18 protein-coding genes and 1 other annotated feature are annotated in these 18,829 nt (G+C 39.8%); of the genes, 14 read left to right on the forward strand and 4 right to left on the reverse strand.

Annotated features, from left to right (window positions below; all coding sequences use genetic code 11):
- Positions 1–155 precede the first annotated feature (155 nt).
- Both arcD and AB3I27_RS10140 read left to right on the forward strand, forming a co-directional pair.
- Positions 156–1,577: an arginine-ornithine antiporter gene (gene arcD / locus AB3I27_RS10135; protein WP_002308225.1), complete on the forward strand. Its 1,422-nt coding sequence runs from the start codon at positions 156–158 to the stop codon at positions 1,575–1,577.
- A 13-nt stretch (positions 1,578–1,590) separates the two neighbouring features.
- Positions 1,591–2,709, forward strand: coding sequence for an aminotransferase (locus AB3I27_RS10140; protein ID WP_002308226.1), 1,119 nt, complete (start codon positions 1,591–1,593; stop codon positions 2,707–2,709).
- Positions 2,710–2,768: 59 nt separating this feature from the next.
- Here AB3I27_RS10140 and AB3I27_RS10145 read toward each other — a convergent pair whose 3' ends face one another.
- Positions 2,769–4,061, reverse strand: a complete 1,293-nt coding sequence (locus tag AB3I27_RS10145) for a multidrug efflux MFS transporter (protein WP_002308227.1) — start codon at positions 4,059–4,061, stop codon at positions 2,769–2,771.
- A 149-nt stretch (positions 4,062–4,210) separates the two neighbouring features.
- Between AB3I27_RS10145 and AB3I27_RS10150 the strand changes: the two genes are divergently transcribed.
- From AB3I27_RS10150 to AB3I27_RS10160, 3 genes are all read left to right on the forward strand, one after another.
- A complete protein-coding gene (locus tag AB3I27_RS10150) occupies positions 4,211–4,771 on the forward strand; it encodes a TetR/AcrR family transcriptional regulator (protein WP_002325115.1) in 561 nt (186 codons plus the stop codon).
- A 128-nt stretch (positions 4,772–4,899) separates the two neighbouring features.
- Positions 4,900–5,277: a DUF1033 family protein gene (locus tag AB3I27_RS10155; protein ID WP_002308231.1), complete on the forward strand. Its 378-nt coding sequence runs from the start codon at positions 4,900–4,902 to the stop codon at positions 5,275–5,277.
- A complete protein-coding gene (locus tag AB3I27_RS10160; RefSeq protein ID WP_222897006.1) occupies positions 5,210–7,282 on the forward strand; it encodes a DNA topoisomerase III in 2,073 nt (690 codons plus the stop codon). Before AB3I27_RS10155 ends, AB3I27_RS10160 begins: the two co-directional genes overlap by 68 nt.
- A 335-nt stretch (positions 7,283–7,617) precedes the next feature.
- Here AB3I27_RS10160 and AB3I27_RS10165 read toward each other — a convergent pair whose 3' ends face one another.
- Positions 7,618–8,565, reverse strand: a complete 948-nt coding sequence (locus AB3I27_RS10165) for a glycosyltransferase family 2 protein (RefSeq protein ID WP_002308234.1) — start codon at positions 8,563–8,565, stop codon at positions 7,618–7,620.
- Between the two features lie 245 nt (positions 8,566–8,810).
- On the opposite strand from AB3I27_RS10165, the gene AB3I27_RS10170 reads away from it, so the two are divergent.
- Positions 8,811–9,275, forward strand: a complete 465-nt coding sequence (locus AB3I27_RS10170; RefSeq protein ID WP_104760379.1) for a methylated-DNA--[protein]-cysteine S-methyltransferase — start codon at positions 8,811–8,813, stop codon at positions 9,273–9,275.
- 62 nt (positions 9,276–9,337) lie between these two features.
- Here the strand turns inward: AB3I27_RS10170 and AB3I27_RS10175 are convergent, their stop codons facing one another.
- The gene (locus AB3I27_RS10175; protein WP_002316496.1) at positions 9,338–10,381 is read right to left on the reverse strand and encodes a YeiH family protein; all 1,044 of its coding nucleotides are present in this window, start codon (positions 10,379–10,381) and stop codon (positions 9,338–9,340) included.
- 373 nt (positions 10,382–10,754) lie between these two features.
- Positions 10,755–11,723, reverse strand: a complete 969-nt coding sequence (locus AB3I27_RS10180) for a TDT family transporter (RefSeq protein WP_002312068.1) — start codon at positions 11,721–11,723, stop codon at positions 10,755–10,757.
- 230 nt (positions 11,724–11,953) lie between these two features.
- On the opposite strand from AB3I27_RS10180, the gene AB3I27_RS10185 reads away from it, so the two are divergent.
- The 8 genes from AB3I27_RS10185 to sufC all read left to right on the forward strand — a co-directional run bounded on the left by AB3I27_RS10185 (position 11,954) and on the right by sufC (position 18,829).
- Positions 11,954–12,796, forward strand: coding sequence for a LysR family transcriptional regulator (locus AB3I27_RS10185; protein ID WP_104760380.1), 843 nt, complete (start codon positions 11,954–11,956; stop codon positions 12,794–12,796).
- A gap of 193 nt (positions 12,797–12,989) precedes the next feature.
- Entirely contained in the window at positions 12,990–14,177 is a 1,188-nt protein-coding gene (locus tag AB3I27_RS10190) for an FtsW/RodA/SpoVE family cell cycle protein (protein ID WP_002308242.1), read from the forward strand.
- A 5-nt stretch (positions 14,178–14,182) separates the two neighbouring features.
- Complete coding sequence (locus tag AB3I27_RS10195) at positions 14,183–14,539, forward strand: arsenate reductase family protein (RefSeq protein ID WP_002308244.1); 357 nt, start codon at positions 14,183–14,185, stop codon at positions 14,537–14,539.
- A 1-nt stretch (position 14,540) separates the two neighbouring features.
- Complete coding sequence (locus AB3I27_RS10200) at positions 14,541–14,879, forward strand: glycine cleavage system protein H (RefSeq protein ID WP_002291179.1); 339 nt, start codon at positions 14,541–14,543, stop codon at positions 14,877–14,879.
- Between the two features lie 75 nt (positions 14,880–14,954).
- Positions 14,955–15,211, forward strand: a binding site (T-box leader).
- Between the two features lie 62 nt (positions 15,212–15,273).
- Complete coding sequence (locus AB3I27_RS10205) at positions 15,274–16,308, forward strand: methionine ABC transporter ATP-binding protein (protein ID WP_104760387.1); 1,035 nt, start codon at positions 15,274–15,276, stop codon at positions 16,306–16,308.
- Complete coding sequence (locus AB3I27_RS10210; protein WP_002287674.1) at positions 16,301–16,987, forward strand: methionine ABC transporter permease; 687 nt, start codon at positions 16,301–16,303, stop codon at positions 16,985–16,987. Before AB3I27_RS10205 ends, AB3I27_RS10210 begins: the two co-directional genes overlap by 8 nt.
- A gap of 23 nt (positions 16,988–17,010) precedes the next feature.
- On the forward strand, positions 17,011–17,859 hold the full coding sequence (locus tag AB3I27_RS10215) for a MetQ/NlpA family ABC transporter substrate-binding protein (protein WP_002345358.1): 849 nt from the start codon (positions 17,011–17,013) through the stop codon (positions 17,857–17,859).
- Between the two features lie 196 nt (positions 17,860–18,055).
- Entirely contained in the window at positions 18,056–18,829 is a 774-nt protein-coding gene (gene sufC, locus AB3I27_RS10220; protein WP_002287679.1) for a Fe-S cluster assembly ATPase SufC, read from the forward strand.

Here is an 18,829-nt window from a genome sequence, read left to right on the forward strand (position 1 = left end):
AATTTTTATTCATTTTACGCTTGTAATTTTAGTGTAAACAGTCCATAATATCCAATAATATGAATAAAGTTGCTTTTGGTAAGCAAGAGCAGATGCAAAATAAAGGAAATATTTTGCAGGTGGTTTGTTCAATTTTATAAGTGAAGGTGATGGAAATGGAAAAGAAATCGACAGGTATTAGTAAGTGGGGTCTGGTTGCTCTCGTTGTCAGTTCGTCAATCGGAAGCGGTGTGTTTGGAATCACGAGTGATCTGGCTAGTTCTGCCGCCCCTGGACCAGCAATCCTTTCATGGATAATCGTCGGGATTGGTATTTTAGCTTTGGTATTATCGCTGAACCATTTAGGAGAAAAACGTCCAGATCTGGATGGCGGGATTTTTGGGTATGCAGAAGCTTCATTTGGTAAGTTAGGTGGCTTCATTAGTGGCTGGGGCTATTGGTTGTCTGCGTGGCTAGGAAATGTTGCTTTTGCGACGATGCTAATGAGTGCCATGGGAGAATTTTTTCCGATATTCAAAGGGGGACAAAATGTTCCTTCTATTTTATTCGCAAGTCTTTTTATTTGGGGTCTGACTTTATTAGTAAACAATGGGATCGAAGGAGCGAGCGTAATCAATACGATCGTGACGATTTGTAAATTAGTGCCATTATTCCTATTTTTAATATTTGTATTTATCGCATTTAAAGTGAATATATTCACTACTAATTTTTGGGGCAACGTATCTGATAATCTAGTGAACGGATCAGGACAGCAAGGAACGATCTGGTTGCAGATCAAAGGTTGTTTGATGGTCATGATGTGGGTCTTTGTAGGGATCGAAGGTGCAAGTGTTTTAGCTAACCGCGCGAAGAAACGTTCAGAAGCCCAGCAAGCATCCATCATGGGGCTGCTTTGTTTATTATTTATCTATATCCTTGCTTCGATCTTGCCATACGGTGTCTTATCTCAAGAAGAGTTAGCAACTATTTCACAACCTGCTATGGCAAATATTTTAAAAGGAATCGTGGGAAATTGGGGAGCGGCACTGATCAATATCGGCTTGATCATTTCGATCATCGGTTCTTGGTTGTCTTGGACGATGCTCCCAGCAGAAACAACGATGTTGATGGCTCGAGACGGTCTGTTGCCGAAAGCTTGGGGAAAAACGAATAAAAAAAATGCCCCAACTTATTCGTTAGTTGTTACTGCCATCTTGACTAATCTATTCTTATTGACTTTCTTAGTTACTGATTATGCCTATCAATTTGCCTATTCTTTATGTACAGCGGCAATCTTGATTTGTTATCTGCTTGTCGGAATCTATCAAGTCCAGTTTTCTTTAAAAGAAGGAATCAAAAAACAAGTAGTGATCGGTGGGATTGCTGTAGTTTTTGAATTGATGGGAATCACTTTAGCAGGATTTTCTTATGTCCTTTTATGTAGTATTGCCTATCTTCCTGGTTTTTGCTTCTACTGGATCGCTTGTCGGGAAACCAACCATCAAATCACGGGAAAAGAAAAAGTAATGATTGGGCTGATTTGTGTGGCCGCACTGCTTTCAATCGGGTTGCTTACTGTAGGCTGGATCAAGATATAAGGGGGAAAGAAACATGGAAATCGCAAATTTCGGTGTGGAAGAATGGCTAAATAAATGGGAGAAGAAAGCGGTATATGATATTGCACAAAGTTCGATCGAAGCATTGACATTAGACGAACTCGTTGGCTTAGACGGGACCAACGTAAGTGAATTTTTCGAAAAACGCAAAAATGAACCATTGGACTATGGCTGGATCGAAGGATCAGATGCGTTCAAACAAGAAGTCGCTTCGCTTTATCAAACCGTCGATCCAGAAAACATCTTACAAACGAACGGAGCGACTGGTGCTAATCTTTTAGCTCTATACGCGTTAGTGGAAGCAGGAGACCATGTTGTTTCGATGCTTCCCACTTATCAGCAACTATATGACATCCCTAAATCTTTAGGTGCCACTGTTGACTTTGTTCATTTGAAGGAAGAAGAAGATTGGCAGTTTGATTTAGAACAGCTAGAAGCCTTAGTCAAACCTGAAACAAAAATCATCTGTTTGAATAGTGCAAACAATCCTACAGGCACATTGCTAGATCGGAAAACTTTAGAAAAAATCGCAGAAATTGCTCGTACAGTAGATGCATATGTATTGATAGATGAAGTATATGCGCCTTTAACGGATAAAGGTGAATTCTTGTCGATCGTAGATGTCTATGAGAAAGGTATAGCAACCAATTCCCTATCCAAAACCTACTCCATTCCAGGTATCCGTATTGGCTGGACAGCTACTGGACCTGAGTTGGCAGAGGTTTTTCGAAAATATCGAGACTACACGATGATTTGCGGCGGAGTCCTGTCAGATGATCTTGCTGTACATGCATTGAAGAACAAAGAAAAAATCTTGGAGCGAAACCAAAAGATCATTACTGAGAACCTTGCGATTTTAAAACAGTGGGTAGCAAATGAACCGAAAGTTGAACTCGTCGCTCCCAATTACGTCTCTACTTCTTTCATCAAATTAACCATCGAAGAAGATGATCAGACATTTTGTATCAATTTATTAGAAGAAACAGGAGTACTATTAGTACCAGGAAGTGCCTTTGATTTACCGAAGCATGCCCGACTAGGTTACTGTTGTAAAAAAGAAACCTTGGAAAAGGGATTATCCCTTTTATCTGAATTCTTGAAAAAACAGGCCTAAACAAAAACACTGCAAGGACAGTCTGTGACAACTGTTCAAGCAGTGTTTTTCATTTACGCTTATTGTCTATGAGAAGGAGAGTGCCCTGAAGATATGGAGACTCCTGAAGCTTTTTCTTCTGCAGTTTCTTGCTGATGGATCTCTTGTGTATTGTGTCGTACAAGCAAGAAGTTGACTAAAACAAGAAGAGAAGTCGAAAGAAAGACGCCACGATAACCAAATGCACTGGAAACACTGGAGCCAATCATAGGTCCTACTACGTTACCAGTTGCTTGGAAAGATTGGTTATAACTGAAGATCCGTCCAGCAGCTTGATGAGGCGAATATTTTGTGATCAATGCTTGGACAGCAGGGAGCAGACAAGCATCAGAGATACCAATCAAAAAACGTAAGGCAGCTAATTGCCAAACATTCGTGACGAATGCCATTGGGATATAAACCAAAATCGCAAAACCCAAACCAATCGCAAGTATTCTTTCACTCCCAATCTTGTCACCTAAGCGACCAAATCTTGGAGCGGCTATCAAAGTAGCAATTCCAGGTATCGAAGCGATGATTCCGCTGATCAATGTAACATTCCCATGTCCATGCAGCAATTGACGAATGTACAGACTGATGATTGGACTGATGGAATTGTTGGATGCTTGGATGATCATCGTTGTGACGAACATACCGATGACGACGTGTGGATATTTCAAGTCTTTGAAAATCTGTTTGGCAGAAACCATGTTTTCTTTTTTCACTGGGACAAATTTTTCATGGACGAAAAACAGACTCAACAAGAAGACGAAAAATAAGATGATCCCTGTAATGAAAAAGGTAGGGCGATAGCCAAACGCTGAAGCAGAGATCCCGCCAAGAAGCGGTCCAAGTAATGTTCCTGTAACAGAACCAGTTGCTAAGGTCCCAAGAACTTGACCACTTTTTTCTTTTGGCGTCCCAGTTGCGACAAGGGCAGTGGCATTACTGATATAACCAGAAAAAATCCCTTGAAGCAGACGCAATGCGACTAATTGATACACACTAGTCACGCAGCCCATCAAAGAAATGACGATTGCCATTCCTAATGAAGCACGCAACAGCATCAATTTTCTTCCTTTTTGGTCGGCTAATTTCCCCCACCAAGGAGAGATCAGCGTAGTCACTAAGAAAGTAGATGAAAAAGTCAATCCGCTCCAAAAGTTCAATTGTGCCGTACTATAATTACCTAACGTATCTATGTAAAGTGACATAAAAGGCATGACTAAACTAAATCCGATACCAGCCATAAATGTTCCAAACCATAAGACAAACAAGTTCTGTTCCCAAGTTTCTCTTTTCCTAAATAATTTTTCCTTTATTCTTGCAGCCAATTAGACTCCTTCTTTCTGAAAATTTTCATCTACAACTCTTTATTATAAACTACATTATGTAGTTTATCAATGAAAGTCTCTTTTTTCTCGTTCTTTTTCGTGGTAAACTGAAAGAGTGAAGGATTTATTTTATGAGAGGAAACATGGAAATGAAAAAAAGAAATCTGTCTCAAGAGAAAATCATCGACTGCTTTCGAGAACTAGCAGAAGAGATGGATGTTCAGCAAATAACCTTTCAGCATTTAGCAAAACGCTTGGATATCAAGGCTCCCTCGCTGTATAACCATTTCAAAAATATTCGTGATGTCAAAACAGCGTTAACAGCAAAACTTCTGCAGGAACTTAATGACCAGCTGCGTCGGGCTCTTGTGGGGAAAAGTGGTCAGGAAGCACTGCAGATCTATGCAGAAACTTATCGATCCTTTGCTTTTTCGAATCAAGCAGTGTATGAGTTGCTGATCAGTGTGCCCCACACCAATGAAGCAGTTTTATTAGAGGGAATCCATGAAACGAACCAGATCATTTTGCAGATCTTTGAGGCTTTTCAATTAACGAAAGAAGAAAAAGTCCACCGAAGCAGAGAATTACGTAGTATGATCCACGGCTATCTTTCCTTGCGTTTTTTAGGATACTTTACAAAAGAACCGACAATCGATCCAGAGGACAGCTATTTTTGGATGATCAATGACTTTATCGCTACTTTGCCTTAAACAATCAGATTCATTGGTATCATTTTCAAGATGTTCATTAAATGATCCTTTTATAAGAGAAAATTCTTGCAACTTTCTTGAAAAGTGACTAAGATGAGTCTAGAAAAGCTGAAAGAAGGAGCACGAGTATGTATCAAGTAATTACCATGTTCGGGGACAATGAGCCTTGGTGGTTTTTTGAAGACTGGGAAGAAGATATTGAAGCAGAAGAAACATTCGAGTCTTTTGAAGAAGCACGACAAGCGTACGAAAAACAATGGATCGCGATCCATCAAAATTATGAATATATCAATGCGAAAAGAAACTTTCTCAGCGCCTTTTGGAATGACGGAGATGAGCGCTGGTGTGAAGAGTGTGACGATGATTTACAGCAATACAAGGGACTTGCGTTGTTGAAAAATCATCAGCCCATCACAGTAGAAAGCAGAAAGGAATTTTATGAAACAACTAATTCTAGCGGAAAAACCAAGCGTTGCGAAAGACCTAAGCAAGGTGCTTGGTGCTAATCAAAAGCACAAAAATTATTACGAAGGACCCAAGGTGATCGTTACTTGGGCCCTTGGTCATTTATTAGGATTGAAAATGCCGGAAGATCTGAATAAGGAATGGCAGAGCTGGCAAATGGACACGTTGCCGATGATCCCTAAAAAACTAGGAATCAAACCACTTCCTAAAACAGGATATCAATTAAAAGCAATCAAGCAGCTGGCTCAACGAAAAGATGTCTCAGAAGCAGTCATTGCGACAGATGCCGGAAGGGAAGGGGAACTTGTTGCTCGCTGGATCTTAGAGTATGTGCATTTCAATAAACCAGTGAAGCGGTTATGGATCTCTTCTCAAACAGATAAAGCAATCAAAACAGGATTCAAGCAACTAAGACCTGCAAAAGAATATGATGCATTGTATGAATCTGCTCTTGCCCGGGCAAAAGCGGACTGGTTGGTAGGATTGAATGTGACCAGAGCCTTAACTGTGAAGTACGCGGATAATTTATCAGCGGGCCGTGTGCAGACCCCGACACTAGCATTAGTGAGAGACCAAGAAAAGAAAATCGAACAGTTCCGTCCACAAACGTATTTCACGATCACGTTGCACGCTGGAAAAGAACAAGCCAAAATGGTTCAAAAAAATCAATTTGCTTTAAAAACACAAGAAGAAGCACAAAAACTTGTTCAATTGATCAGTACAAGCAAAGGAACTGTCACAGAAGTCCAAGAAAAATTAAAAACGGAATCTGCGCCGCTACCTTATGATTTAACAGAGATCCAAAGAGAAGCCAATCAACGCTATGGCTATTCTGCAAAGAAAACATTAAGTCTTGTACAAAGTTTATATGAGACCCATAAAATCGTTACTTATCCGCGTACAGACAGCAAATACCTGACAAACGACATGAAAAGTACGATGAACGAACGACTGCAAGCAGTCAGCGATTTTGCTCCTGAGGTCAAGCAGTATTTGAAAAACGGAGCCATCGTCCAACAGACAAAAGTATTCCAAGACAATAAAGTGACCGATCACCATGCGCTTTTGCCAACTGAAAACCGAGCACGTTATGAAAAACTAAGTAATGAAGAGCAAAAAATCTATCAAATGATCGTCTCTCGTTTCTTAGGCTTGTTTGCTCAACCACACAAAGTCAGTCAGACAAAAGTCACGGTTGAATTTGATAAAGAACAATTCATTTTCCGACAAAATCGTGTCGTCCAAGCAGGGTGGAAAGGCGAAACTGAATCTGAAACGGAAACAGTCAAATGGGAAAAAGGAATGCGGATCAATCCTGATTTCACCATCAAAAAAGAATTATCTGCACCGCCTAAACCATTGACAGAAGCAAGCTTGCTTGGACAAATGGAAAAATACAGTCTGGGAACCCCGGCTACTCGTGCAGAGATCATTGAAAAATTGATCAAATCAGAGTTGATGGAACGTACCCCTCAAGGACTGCAAGTATCCCCTAAAGGTAAACAATTATTAGTATTAGTCAACCCATCTTTAGTGACACCGGATCTGACAGAAAGCTGGGAAAAAGACCTTGAAGCTATTGCTGCAGGAAAGAAACAAGCAGGAACCTTCTTGAATGGAATCGAAAAAGAAACAAAACGCTTGGTGAATGAAATCAAATCAAGCAAACAAGAATATCAAGATTTCTCGATTACCCAAAAGAAATGTCCAGAATGTGGGGCCAATCTGCGTGAGAAAAACACGCGAGACGGCAAAATTTATGTCTGCACCAATTCAGATTGCAACTACCGCAGAAGAAAAGATCCAAAAGTCTCCAACCATCGCTGCCCACAATGCCACCGGAAAATGGAAATCATCGAAGGCAAAAATGGTGCTTATTTCCGTTGTAAATACGACGGAACGACAGAAAAAATGCTTGATAAAAAAGAGCAGAAGAAGAAAATGACCAAACATGAAGAACGTCGCTTGCTGAAAAAATATGCACAGGCAGAAGAACCAGAAGAAAGCCCATTAGCAGCAGCACTAAAAGCGGCAATGAAGAAGTAAGAAGATGGAGGTTGTGACAGAAGTGGTCAGCTTCAAGAAATAAGAAGGAATTTACGAAAATTGCTTCTCAAATTTTTGTAACATTTCGGCTTATTTTTCGAAGAAGCTACTTCTGGAACACCATATATCAGAGGTTGTGAAAAAGCTGTTCTGCATCATCCTGCATCAAGTAATAAGAACAGCAAACAAAAATAGCTCCTCATATTTTGTCGTTTGTTGAGCTAATACCGAAGGTTAGTTGATTGAAAACCGTTTGTTCGGAAAAAGGGACTGCGACAAGATTTTTGTCACAGTCCCTCTTCATTTAAAAAAATGTTTACTTCATTTGACGTATATTATTGGTGAGGCTTCAATTCATTTGGCTTCACTTTTTCTGTTTCTCTAATAATATAAACAGGACGTTGCTTCGTTTCTAAGAAGATTTTTCCGATATATTTCCCGATGATTCCAAGACATAACAGTTGGATTCCGCCGATGAATAGGAAGATCGAGACCATGGAAGGCCATCCTGATGTAGGATCACCAAACAGCAATGCCCGCAAAATAATGAACAAGATCGCAATACCAGAACCGACACAAGACAAAGCGCCGATAAATGAAGCAATTGTCAATGGCGCATCGGAGAAGTTCACGATACCATCAATCGAGTAGTTGAACAATTTCCAGAAGGACCAAGATGTTTCACCAGCTACACGTTCGCGGTTTTCATAAGAAATATATTCTGTTTTGAATCCGACCCAACTGAATAAACCTTTTGAAAATCGGTTGTATTCTGTTAGTTCTAGGACAGCATCCACCATTTGTCGGGTCATCAAACGGAAATCACGAGCGCCATCGACCATTTCTGTATCGCTGATTTTATTAATCAACTGGTAGAATTTTTTCGCGAAGAAGCTGCGGATTGCAGGCTCACCTTCACGAGTCGAACGCCGGGTGCCGACACAATCGATATCAGAAGTAGTGATTCGTTCAATCATCTCAGGAAGCAGTTCAGGTGGATCTTGTAAGTCAACATCCATAACAGTCACTAAATCTCCTGTAGAAGCTTGTAATCCAGCGTATAGAGCCGCTTCTTTCCCGAAATTTCTGGAAAATGAGACAAAGCGGACATAAGGATAAGCTGCAGCTAGCTTCTTGATTGCTGCTAATGTACCGTCTTTTGATCCATCGTCAATAAATAAATATTCGAACTCATGGGGACCTTTGAATTTTTCAACCTCATCAAAAAAAAGAGGAACCGTTTTTTCTTCATTGAAACATGGGACAACAATTGATACTTTCATCGTTTCTTTCCTTTCAATCGTATGTTTATATATGGTTTACATTCAAAATTTAATAAACCTTAAATAACACCTTTTAAATTTGATTTTACGTAAAAGAACAGGTATTCTTTTGGTAAACTACCGTATTTAGTTTACCATGTTTCCTCGGTTTATCAAATTTTTAAGAACAATTTTTAGTAGTTGGCAAGTAGTTTCGGACAGAGAAAAAGGAGGAAGTTCCAGTCTGTTGACCAGGAGCAAACAAAATGAAAATACACACACCTATCGGCTTTTTATGGTTAGATGCAGATGAATCCGGGTTGACTGCTGTATCTTTTCAGCCAATTTCGGAAAGCAAATCAGCGAATCAGCAAATTTTAACGCGCACACAAGAACAGTTTGAAGAATATTTTACGGGAAAAAGAAAAGAATTTGAAATTCCTTTATCTATAAAGAGAGGTACGCCTTTTCAGCAAAATGTCTGGAAAGCTTTGTCGACCATTCCTTATGGAGAAATCCGAACATATAAAGAAGTAGCCGTTGCTGTCGCTAGTCCGAAAGCTATGCGAGCGATTGGACAGGCAAATCGAACCAATCCATTACCAATCGTTATTCCTTGTCATCGAGTGATCGGGCAAAATGGAAAACTGACAGGATATATGGGAAACGCAACAGATGGAGTCGAAATCAAACGCCAATTGTTGCTATTAGAAGGGTATCTGCAAAATTAAAAAACAGTTGTGATTCGAACATTGTTCCATGCGAGAATCACAACTGTTTTTTCGTGTTTGTTCTAAAGTTTGATCAGCCAAATAAATAGTAAAGCCATTACTGTTTGGAGAAGCCCGACAGCCAATCCGTAAGATAAGAAACGTGTACCTTCTTTCATGAATTTTGCAAAGTCTAAACGCAGCCCAATTGCCGCTAAAGCAGTGATCTCAAACCAGCTACTGATAAAATGTGCCGATTGGTCAATAACTACAGGTAAAGAAAACAAGCTGTTGACCAAACAAAAGATCACAAACCCTAATACATACCAAGGAAGCGGTAATTTTCGTTTTTTCTGCGTATCAGTCGGTGTTTCAAACAGAGCTGGTTGTTTCTTGTGCATGAATTTTTCAAACAAATAGACAACAACAACAAGCATCATGATACGTAGAATCTTAAACAACATGGCAAATTCGACAACAGAACTGTCAAGCAAACTTGCACCAGCGACTACTTGACCCACAGATTGGAGTGTGCCACCTAAAAGTGCGCTTTTTTCAATGAGATTTCCTCCGAATAGCTGTAATCCAAGAAAAGGGAGGGTCAACATCATCATAGTACCTAGTAGATTGACCAGTGTGATGATCTGTCCTTTTTCTTCCTCTTTTGCATGGATGGAAGGGGCGATCGAAGCAATAGCAGAAGAACCACAAACAGCGTTTCCTCCAGCCATCATCAAAGAAGAAGTATCGCTGAATTGCAGTTTCTTACCAATCAAGTAAGCACCGATGATAGTGACTGACATCTGTAGTAACACAAAAACAATTCCTTTTACACCAATTTGAGCAATCGTTTGAGCGGTGACAGTTGCACCTAGTAAAAAAACAGAGAATTCCAATAGTTTGCTTTCAGCGAATTTTGTGCCGATTGCTAGAACAGGCTGTTTAAAAAAAGTATTTCCTAATAAAATACCCAATAAAATAGCAATAGTCGCTCCACCTAACTGTGGCAGATAAATAGCAAGAAGCCGGCTGACGGCAGCGATGGCAAAAGAAAGCAGTAATCCGGGCAAAATCTCGCGGACCGCTGAATCCTTTACAGATTTTATTGGATGTGACAATGATTTCATTTGATTGGTTCCTTTCGTCAATAAATACTAAAAGCATACTCGAACATAGTAGCACTAAACCAGTATTTTGACAAAAGAATAAGAGGTCGTGACAAAAGTCTTGTCACAACCTCTTGTTTCGAATAAACGGTGTTCCAAAGCCAGTTTCTCGGTATTAAGCCAAATTTATGCAAAAATGTGGAAAGCCATTTTCACAAAATTTTTCTTACTACTCGAAACTAGGCGGCTTTTTCACGACCTCTTGGTAAACGGTGTTCCAGAAGTAGCTTCTTCGGAAATAAGCCGAAATGTTACAAAAATTTGAGAAGCAATTTTCGTATATTCCTTCTTATTTCTAGAAGCTGACCACTTCTTTCACAACCAATCGAATCAATTATGAAGCGATTTTTTTAGAAACAAATTTTCCATGTTTGCTATGTTCTTTAGTTAAGAAACGTACGTAATGAGCAAGCACGTAGAAGACAACTACACTTGCAAACAGACATTCCGCAATTTTTAAGAAATCTAATACGCTACTATAAATACCTAAACTGTTGAAGTAATGAACAGTAGTAAATAGAGCTGTTGCAGAGATAACAAGTGGGAATGTAAAGGCTGCGTAGCTTGGATAAAAACGAAGCTTGAACAAGCGTGGCAGTATAGACAGCACGACGAAATACAATACTTGAGATAAAACGAACAACGCTACGACAAGATAAAAGTTAGGTTCTGCAAAGTTTTTCAGGTAACCTGTCAGGCAAAGAGAACCAGGTGCTGCAACGATCGTAATCAGCGGACGTGTTGGATGAGCCATATTTCTTACGAAAAAGACACGTTTGATGATGATTGGTAATAAGAACGCATAGCAGACCAATGAAATCCAAAAGAAGATTTTTCCAATAAGTGGGAAGAAGTTCCCAGCAGTTACAGTGATGACCCCAAACCCAACATAAATGATAAACCAGCTTGGATAAATTGCTTCAATAGAAAGATCAGCTTTGATGACATGGTGATAATTGAAATAAAAGACAAGTATCACTTGGAAAATAACTGCACACAACCAAATGAATTTGACAATCGGTGCAATACTTTCATATGAAACAAAATAAGTACAAATAACCATGAGTGACATCGTAAAAGTTGGTGAAACGGAGGCGATGATCGGATCATGCAACGTTTGTTTCGTATGCTCAAATAAGATAAACAATTTAACAAAAATGAATATCATAAGAATCATTGAGATACCGCCAGTTAGATTGCCTAAAGCAACATGGTGATAGTCTTTAAACAGATTTCCAAGGGAAGCTAACCCAAGAATCAACCCGCAGATCGGGATCGGAATAATTTTCAAAAAGTTCTTCATATATATTCTCCTTTTTATTTAATAGATTTTAGTACCAAGATGAACGAATACATTGTAAAATGAATAGGTCTGTATGATTACGAGCAAAGCAGACAGCTGATTATCTTGTCTGAGTTACTAGTTGGATCAGCAACTGTTTTGTTGTACATTTCTATTATAGATGGTTTTTTGTATATTTAAATCAAATAGTTTTTATAGTAATTATCATAAAAAGTTATGGAAGTGGTGCCATGTTTAAGTTATTAACGACTTTTCGAGCAGTATATGAAACAAGAAATTTTTCTAGAGCAGCAGAAGTACTGTTTTTATCTCAGCCAGCCGTCTCGAATCAAATCAAACAATTAGAGCGGGAGTTGAATATTGATCTTTTTCAGCGTAATGGCAGAAAAGAGATGCTTCCAACTAAGCAAGCCGATTTATTATACGAGCGGACGCTGGTTTTATTAGAAGAATGGGAAGAGACCCAGCAAAAATTGCTCAATGAACAAAATGAAGAAGAAGTATGTCGGATCGTTGCTTCCCACACATTTGCTGTTTATCTTTTGCCTCAGTTGATGAAACATCTGATCAAAAGGTTTCCTAAAGTGCATTTTGAGATCGAGATCGCGAATTCACATGAATCATTAGGACAAGTAGCGAAACATGAATCCGATTTTGGTTTTATCGAAAAGCCATTAGAGACTTCCGGCGTACAAAGGTACTCCTTGATGGAAGACCAGCTAGTCATTGCTGGGGACCCAAAAAGTAAATTGTGGCTTGTAAGAGAAGCAAATTCTGGCGTTTTTCATTACACACAACGTTATTTTGAAGAAATGAACATCCAAGATAAGAAAATGATCGTGAAAAGCAATGATGTGATCGTTGCGTTGCTGAAGGAAGGAATCGGACGCTCGATTTTATCTGAGCGCTCTGTGCCAAAAGACGTACCAATGATTCCGTTGAATTTCCATCGGTATTTTTATTTCATTCAACGAACCAATCTGGTTTCTGATCAGCTGTTAGAGATTGCTGAAGAGATCCTTCGATACAATGAAAGCACAGAAACTTCTCACAGCGAGGAGAATCTCAGCTGATAGATAATTGCATGTATCAAAAAAAGTTCTGTGATACACTAAAGATAAGCAGTAGGCTTTTGCCTTCCGTTTGCTCAAGCAGCTGCACAAACGGAAAGTTAATTTTTCCCAAATGTCTGTGGAAAGACTTTCCATTATCTAACTGGACCGCTATAATAATCAGCAGTATGGTTTTTAAGAAAAGGGATGAAACATGGAAAAAAAATTAAAAGCTTCGAACGATAATCGTATTGATTATGGCGTGATTTTACCAGTCTTTCTGTTATGTTTGATTGGTCTGCTCTCATTATATGTAGCACTTAGCCATGATCCGAACAATCCAGCAGTCTTGAAAGGCGTAGGGATGCAAGTTGTCTGGTATTTAGTTGGGGCGGCAGCAATCGTTGTCATCATGCATTTGAATTCCAAATGGATCTGGAAACTGACTCCTTACCTTTATGGCTTGGGGTTAGTAGTAATGGGACTCTTACTGGAATTCTATGACAAGAATTTAGCCGATTCTACAGGTTCTAAAAACTGGTTCCGATTCGGTGCGTTCACCTTCCAGCCAGCAGAGCTAATGAAGATCGCGTACATCTTGATGATGGCGCTGATCGTGACCAAACATAATACGCAAGTAAAAGAACGGACGATGAAATCGGACTTTTGGCTGATTGGGAAGCTCTTGATCGTGACGATACCGGTATTAGCATTGATCATGGCTCAAGATGACTTTGGAACGATGCTCGTCTTCCTTGCGATCTTCGGCGGGATATTCTTGATGTCTGGAATCTCTTGGCGCATCATCGCCCCTGTAGTGATCTTAGCAGTAGTCGTTGGTGCAGGAACGATTTTCTTAGTGACGACTGAAGGCGGAAGAGACTTGCTTTATAAAGTGGGCTTCAAATCTTATCAATTTGCACGTATTGATTCATGGCTGGATCCTTTCCATGATACGTCTGGGATGAGTTACCAGCCGGCACAAGGACTTTTGGCAATCGGCACCGGTGGCTTGTTTGGTAAAGGATTCAATGTAAGCAATATTTATGTGCCTGTTCGTGAGTCCGATATGATTTTTACCGTTATCGGTGAAAACTTCGGCTTTATCGGTGGTGCATTCGTCATTTTCTTGTATTTTATTTTGATTTATCGTATGATTCGGGTGTGTTTCGATACGAACAATGAATTTTACGCCTATATCGCAAGCGGTTTGATCATGATGCTGCTGTTCCATGTCTTTGAGAACATTGGAGCAAATATCGGATTACTTCCTTTAACAGGGATCCCATTGCCTTTCATTAGCCAAGGAGGATCTTCGATTTTAGGGAACATGATCGGTGTCGGATTGATATTATCGATGAGATACCAAAATGAAGCACCTGCAAGATCTTCAAGGAGGTAAGAAAATTGTACACCTTTTACTGGTACCCGAAATGTTCAACATGCAAAAAAGCCAAAGCGTGGTTAGACCAGCATGGCGTTAGTTATCAAACTGTTGATATGATCAAAGAAGTACCGAAGGCCTCAACGATTGAGACTTGGCTAGAAACGAGTCAAGTACCGATCCGTCGCCTGTTCAACACAAGCGGGATGAAATATCGAGAACTTGGACTGAAAGATCAAGTAGGCGAGTTTACGGCTTCAAAAGCAAGCCAAGTCTTATCGACAGATGGCATGCTGATCAAGCGGCCGCTGATCGTGCAAGAGGACCAGCTTGTTGCAATTGGATTCAATGAAAAAATTTATGAAGGAGAACTGATATAAAATGGCAGGCAAACATTTGAAGAAAAAGGACAACCTTTGGATCTTATTTAATGGAAAAGAATACTGTGTTGGTTTGACAAATGAAGCGCAAGAAGAACTCGGAGACATCACGTTTGCCAATTTGCCAAAAGCAGGACAATCGCTAAAAAAAGATGAACCTCTGATCGAAGTCGAAGCGGAAAAAGCGGTCAATGAATTTGCTAGCCCGCTAACGGGTACAGTTTCTTCTGTGAATGATAAAATCGGTGAAGATATCAATATCTTGAATGATTCAGATGAAATGAATGCGTGGATCTTAAGTTTCAAAGATGTTGATCCAAAAGAATTTGACGAATTATAAAATCAGAAAATCACTTGAAAAAAGTTGACACTGATTCTTCCAGTTGCTATAATCATAAGCAATCCTATATGAAACGAGAAAGCTTTGAAAAGAAGAGTACATGTCACGGACGTTTGAAGAGAGCCCTGTTTGCTGAAAATGGGTAACGAAAATGAGATGGAAGATGGTCTTAGAGCAGAGTAAGCGAGCGTAAGCAAACTTACTACGGGAGTGCCCGTTACAGCGCGACAGTATACGGAAAGAAGCTAAGTCCAAGTACTGGAAGAGGCTGTTATTGCGAAGTAACGGTAAATCAAGGTGGTAACACGGAAGTTCAAGCTTTCGTCCTTTTGCTTAAGGCAAGAGGGCGAAGGCTTTTTTGTTTGAAAAATCATAAGAGAAAGATGTGAATGGCATGTCATTAATCCAACTAACGAATGTCAAAAAGACATTCAATGGGAAAAACGGAAACATCCAAGCCGTCAATGACGTTTCACTAAACGTTGAAAAAGGGGATATTTATGGAATCGTCGGCTATTCTGGGGCAGGAAAAAGTACATTAGTCCGTCTCCTGAATGGACTTGAGCTTCCCACGAGCGGCGAAGTGATCGTAAACGATCAAGATATCACAAAATTAAAAAACAAAGAATTACGTACATTCCGAAAGAAAATCGGTATGATCTTCCAGCATTTCAACCTGTTATGGTCAAGAACTGTACTTGAAAATATCCAGCTGCCGTTGGAATTAGCTGGTGTACCAAAGAGCAAACGCAAAGAACGAGCAGAAGAATTGTTGCGTTTAGTCGGGTTAGAAGGACGCGGACAAGCGTATCCTTCACAACTTTCCGGCGGACAGAAACAACGTGTCGGTATCGCACGAGCATTGGCAAATGATCCTGAGATCCTGCTTTGTGATGAGGCTACGAGTGCATTGGACCCGCAAACAACAGAAGAAGTATTAGACTTATTGTTAGCAATCAATAAGAAATTTAATTTGACCATCGTCTTGATCACACATGAAATGAATGTGATCCGCAAAATCTGCAACAAAGTCGCTGTGATGGAGTTGGGGAAAGTCGTAGAAGAAGGAGACGTGTTGACTGTCTTCAGACAACCGAAAAAAGAAGTAACCAAACGTTTTGTACAACAAGACATCGAACCAGAAGCTGATTCGACAGAACTATTAGCTGAACTCATCAAAGAAAATCCAAGCGGCCGTTTGGCAACTTTGACCTTTAGCGAAAGAAATGCCAACGAACCAGTTATTTCCCAAGCGATTCGACGCTATAACATTGATGTCAACGTCGTATACGGGAAAATCAAACAAGTAAAAGAAGGTTCCTTTGGTTCATTGACTGTCTTGATGACAGGTGAAACCAAAGAATTAGATCAAGCAGAAGTGTTCATTAAAGAACAAGGAGTAGGAATTGAGGTGATCCATCGTGGATAAAAGCTTTTCAGAAACATATCTAGATTTTAAACAAATCAATCCGGAAACGATGAATCAGGCTATCCTTGATACACTATATATGACATTGATCTCAATGGTCTTAGTGACGATCATCGGATTAGTCTTGGGATTGATCCTTTACTCTATTGGGCGCAAAAACAAACCGTATGCTCGAATCATTTACGGGATCGTATCGATCATCAGTAATATTTTCCGATCAACACCATTTATGATCCTGATGGTTTTGATCATTCCATTTACTAAAGCAATCGTAGGCACTATGCTAGGTGCGCAAGCAGCCATTCCAGCTCTTGTTTTATCCGCGGCACCATTTTATGCCCGTCTAGTAGAGATTGCTTTTCGTGAAGTCAGCCCTGGCGTACTGGAAGCAGCAGATGCAATGGGGGCAAGTTACTGGGAAATCATCTGGAAGGTCTTGATACCTGAAAGTATTCCCGCGTTGATTTCTGGATTAACAGTTACAACGATCTCGATGATCGGATTTACTGCAATGGCCGGCGCGATCGGCGCAGGTGGACTTGGTGGTCTTGCTTGGCAGGAAGGCTACCAACGTGGTAATCTGACAGTGACATTCGTTGCGACTTTAATTATTTTATTAATCGTATTTATCGTTCAAGGAATCGGTGATTTCTTAACTAAGAAAACAGACAAAAGATAATAGGATATAGGGGGATATAGGATATGAAAAAGAAGATTTTTGGATTAGCAGCAGCGCTTTTGCTGACTGTAGGATTAACAGCATGCGGTAACAACAGCGACAGCAAAGATTCAGCAAATAAAGCAGACGACACGACATTGAAAGTCGGCGCTTCACCGACACCGCACGCAGAGATTTTGGAACATGTGAAACCATTATTGAAAGATGAAGGAATCGATCTTGAAATCGTCAAATTCGATGACTATGTATTACCGAACCAATCTTTGGAAGAAGGCGATATCGATGCCAATTACTTCCAACATATTCCTTATTTGAACAAAGAAATCAAAGAAAAAGGGTATGACTTTGTCAATGCCGGTGCTGTCCACATCGAACCAATGGGCTTGTACTCTAAAAAAATCAAAGATGTTTCTGAACTAAAAGATGGTGCAACGATCATCACTTCGAATTCTGAATCAGACTGGGGACGCATCATCACGATTTTACAAGATGCTGGGCTAGTCAAAGTCAAAGATGGAGTAGATCTGGAAACAGCCACATTCGATGATATTGCAGAAAACCCTAAGAATTTGAAGTTCAACCATACGATCGACCCATCACTTTTAGCTTCTACGTACCAAAATGATGAAGGTGACCTAGTCGCAATCAATGCAAACTTCGCTTATGGCGCAGGATTGAATCCATTAGAAGATGCCGTATTACTTGAAAAAGACAACTCTCCTTACGTGAATATCATTGCGACTCGCAAAGGTGATGAAGACAGTGACAAAATCAAAAAACTGATTGAAGTGCTTCACCGTAAAGAAGTCCAAGAATGGATCACAGACAAATGGGGCGGCTCTGTTAAACCAGTAAAGGCTGATGCAAAATAAGGAATGAAACAAAAAAGATGAGAAATAAGTCTGTAACGGCTTATTCCTCATCTTTTTTATACCTATTCTAATTTAGAAATCAAAATTGTTTAATAATCAATAAAAGATATTTGATTTTAGTAAGGAAGATCATTGCGCTTCATTCTCAATTAGTCTAAAATGAGTGAGAACGAAAGAGAATTTGGGGGTATAATGCATGTCTGTCTTAGAAATAAAAAATCTACATGTGTCGATCGAGGAAAAAGAAATCCTTAAAGGCGTAAACCTAACAATGAAAACCGGAGAAATTCACGCCATCATGGGACCTAACGGCACAGGAAAATCAACCTTATCTGCCGCTATCATGGGCAATCCAAACTATGAAGTAACAGAAGGCGAAATCTTGTTTGACGGAAAAAATGTTTTAGACTTGGAAGTAGACGAACGTGCACGACTTGGTTTGTTTTTAGCTATGCAATATCCAAGTGAGATACCAGGTATCACGAATGCGGAATTCATGCGTGCAGCAATCAATGCGAAACGTGATGAAAACGACAAGATCTCTGTTATGGCATTTTTGAAAAAGTTAGATGAAAAAATGGCTTTACTGAATATGCCAGAAGAAATGGCTGAACGTTATCTGAACGAAGGTTTTTCTGGCGGGGAAAAGAAACGGAATGAGATCCTACAATTGTTGATGTTAGAACCAACATTTGCGATTTTAGACGAAATCGACTCGGGTTTGGATATCGATGCTTTGAAAGTCGTTGCTAAAGGAGTAAATGAAATGCGTGGAGACAATTTCGGTGCATTGATCATCACCCACTATCAACGATTATTGAACTATATCACACCTGATGTCGTTCACATCATGATGGAAGGTCGAGTAGTCATGACAGGAAATGCTGACTTAGCTAAACGCCTAGAAGCAGAAGGTTACGCTGGAATCAGTAAAGAATTAGGAATCGACTATAAAGAAGAAGAAGCGTAA

This window comes from Enterococcus sp. C46, assembly GCF_040887565.1.
Lineage (GTDB): Bacteria > Bacillota > Bacilli > Lactobacillales > Enterococcaceae > Enterococcus_B > Enterococcus_B lactis.

Excerpts from the sequence above, each read along its gene's own strand:
- arcD (WP_002308225.1), top strand. The coding sequence starts at position 156 with ATGGAAAAGAAATCGACAGGTATTAGTAAGTGGGGTCTGGTTGCTCTC.
- AB3I27_RS10140 (WP_002308226.1), top strand. The coding sequence starts at position 1,591 with ATGGAAATCGCAAATTTCGGTGTGGAAGAATGGCTAAATAAATGGGAG.
- AB3I27_RS10150 (WP_002325115.1), top strand. The coding sequence starts at position 4,211 with ATGAAAAAAAGAAATCTGTCTCAAGAGAAAATCATCGACTGCTTTCGA.
- AB3I27_RS10155 (WP_002308231.1), top strand. The coding sequence starts at position 4,900 with ATGTATCAAGTAATTACCATGTTCGGGGACAATGAGCCTTGGTGGTTT.
- AB3I27_RS10160 (WP_222897006.1), top strand. The coding sequence starts at position 5,210 with ATGAAACAACTAATTCTAGCGGAAAAACCAAGCGTTGCGAAAGACCTA.
- AB3I27_RS10165 (WP_002308234.1), bottom strand. The coding sequence starts at position 8,565 with ATGAAAGTATCAATTGTTGTCCCATGTTTCAATGAAGAAAAAACGGTT.
- AB3I27_RS10170 (WP_104760379.1), top strand. The coding sequence starts at position 8,811 with ATGAAAATACACACACCTATCGGCTTTTTATGGTTAGATGCAGATGAA.
- AB3I27_RS10175 (WP_002316496.1), bottom strand. The coding sequence starts at position 10,381 with ATGAAATCATTGTCACATCCAATAAAATCTGTAAAGGATTCAGCGGTC.
- AB3I27_RS10180 (WP_002312068.1), bottom strand. The coding sequence starts at position 11,723 with ATGAAGAACTTTTTGAAAATTATTCCGATCCCGATCTGCGGGTTGATT.
- AB3I27_RS10185 (WP_104760380.1), top strand. The coding sequence starts at position 11,954 with ATGTTTAAGTTATTAACGACTTTTCGAGCAGTATATGAAACAAGAAAT.
- AB3I27_RS10190 (WP_002308242.1), top strand. The coding sequence starts at position 12,990 with ATGGAAAAAAAATTAAAAGCTTCGAACGATAATCGTATTGATTATGGC.
- AB3I27_RS10200 (WP_002291179.1), top strand. The coding sequence starts at position 14,541 with ATGGCAGGCAAACATTTGAAGAAAAAGGACAACCTTTGGATCTTATTT.
- AB3I27_RS10205 (WP_104760387.1), top strand. The coding sequence starts at position 15,274 with ATGTCATTAATCCAACTAACGAATGTCAAAAAGACATTCAATGGGAAA.
- AB3I27_RS10215 (WP_002345358.1), top strand. The coding sequence starts at position 17,011 with ATGAAAAAGAAGATTTTTGGATTAGCAGCAGCGCTTTTGCTGACTGTA.
- sufC (WP_002287679.1), top strand. The coding sequence starts at position 18,056 with ATGTCTGTCTTAGAAATAAAAAATCTACATGTGTCGATCGAGGAAAAA.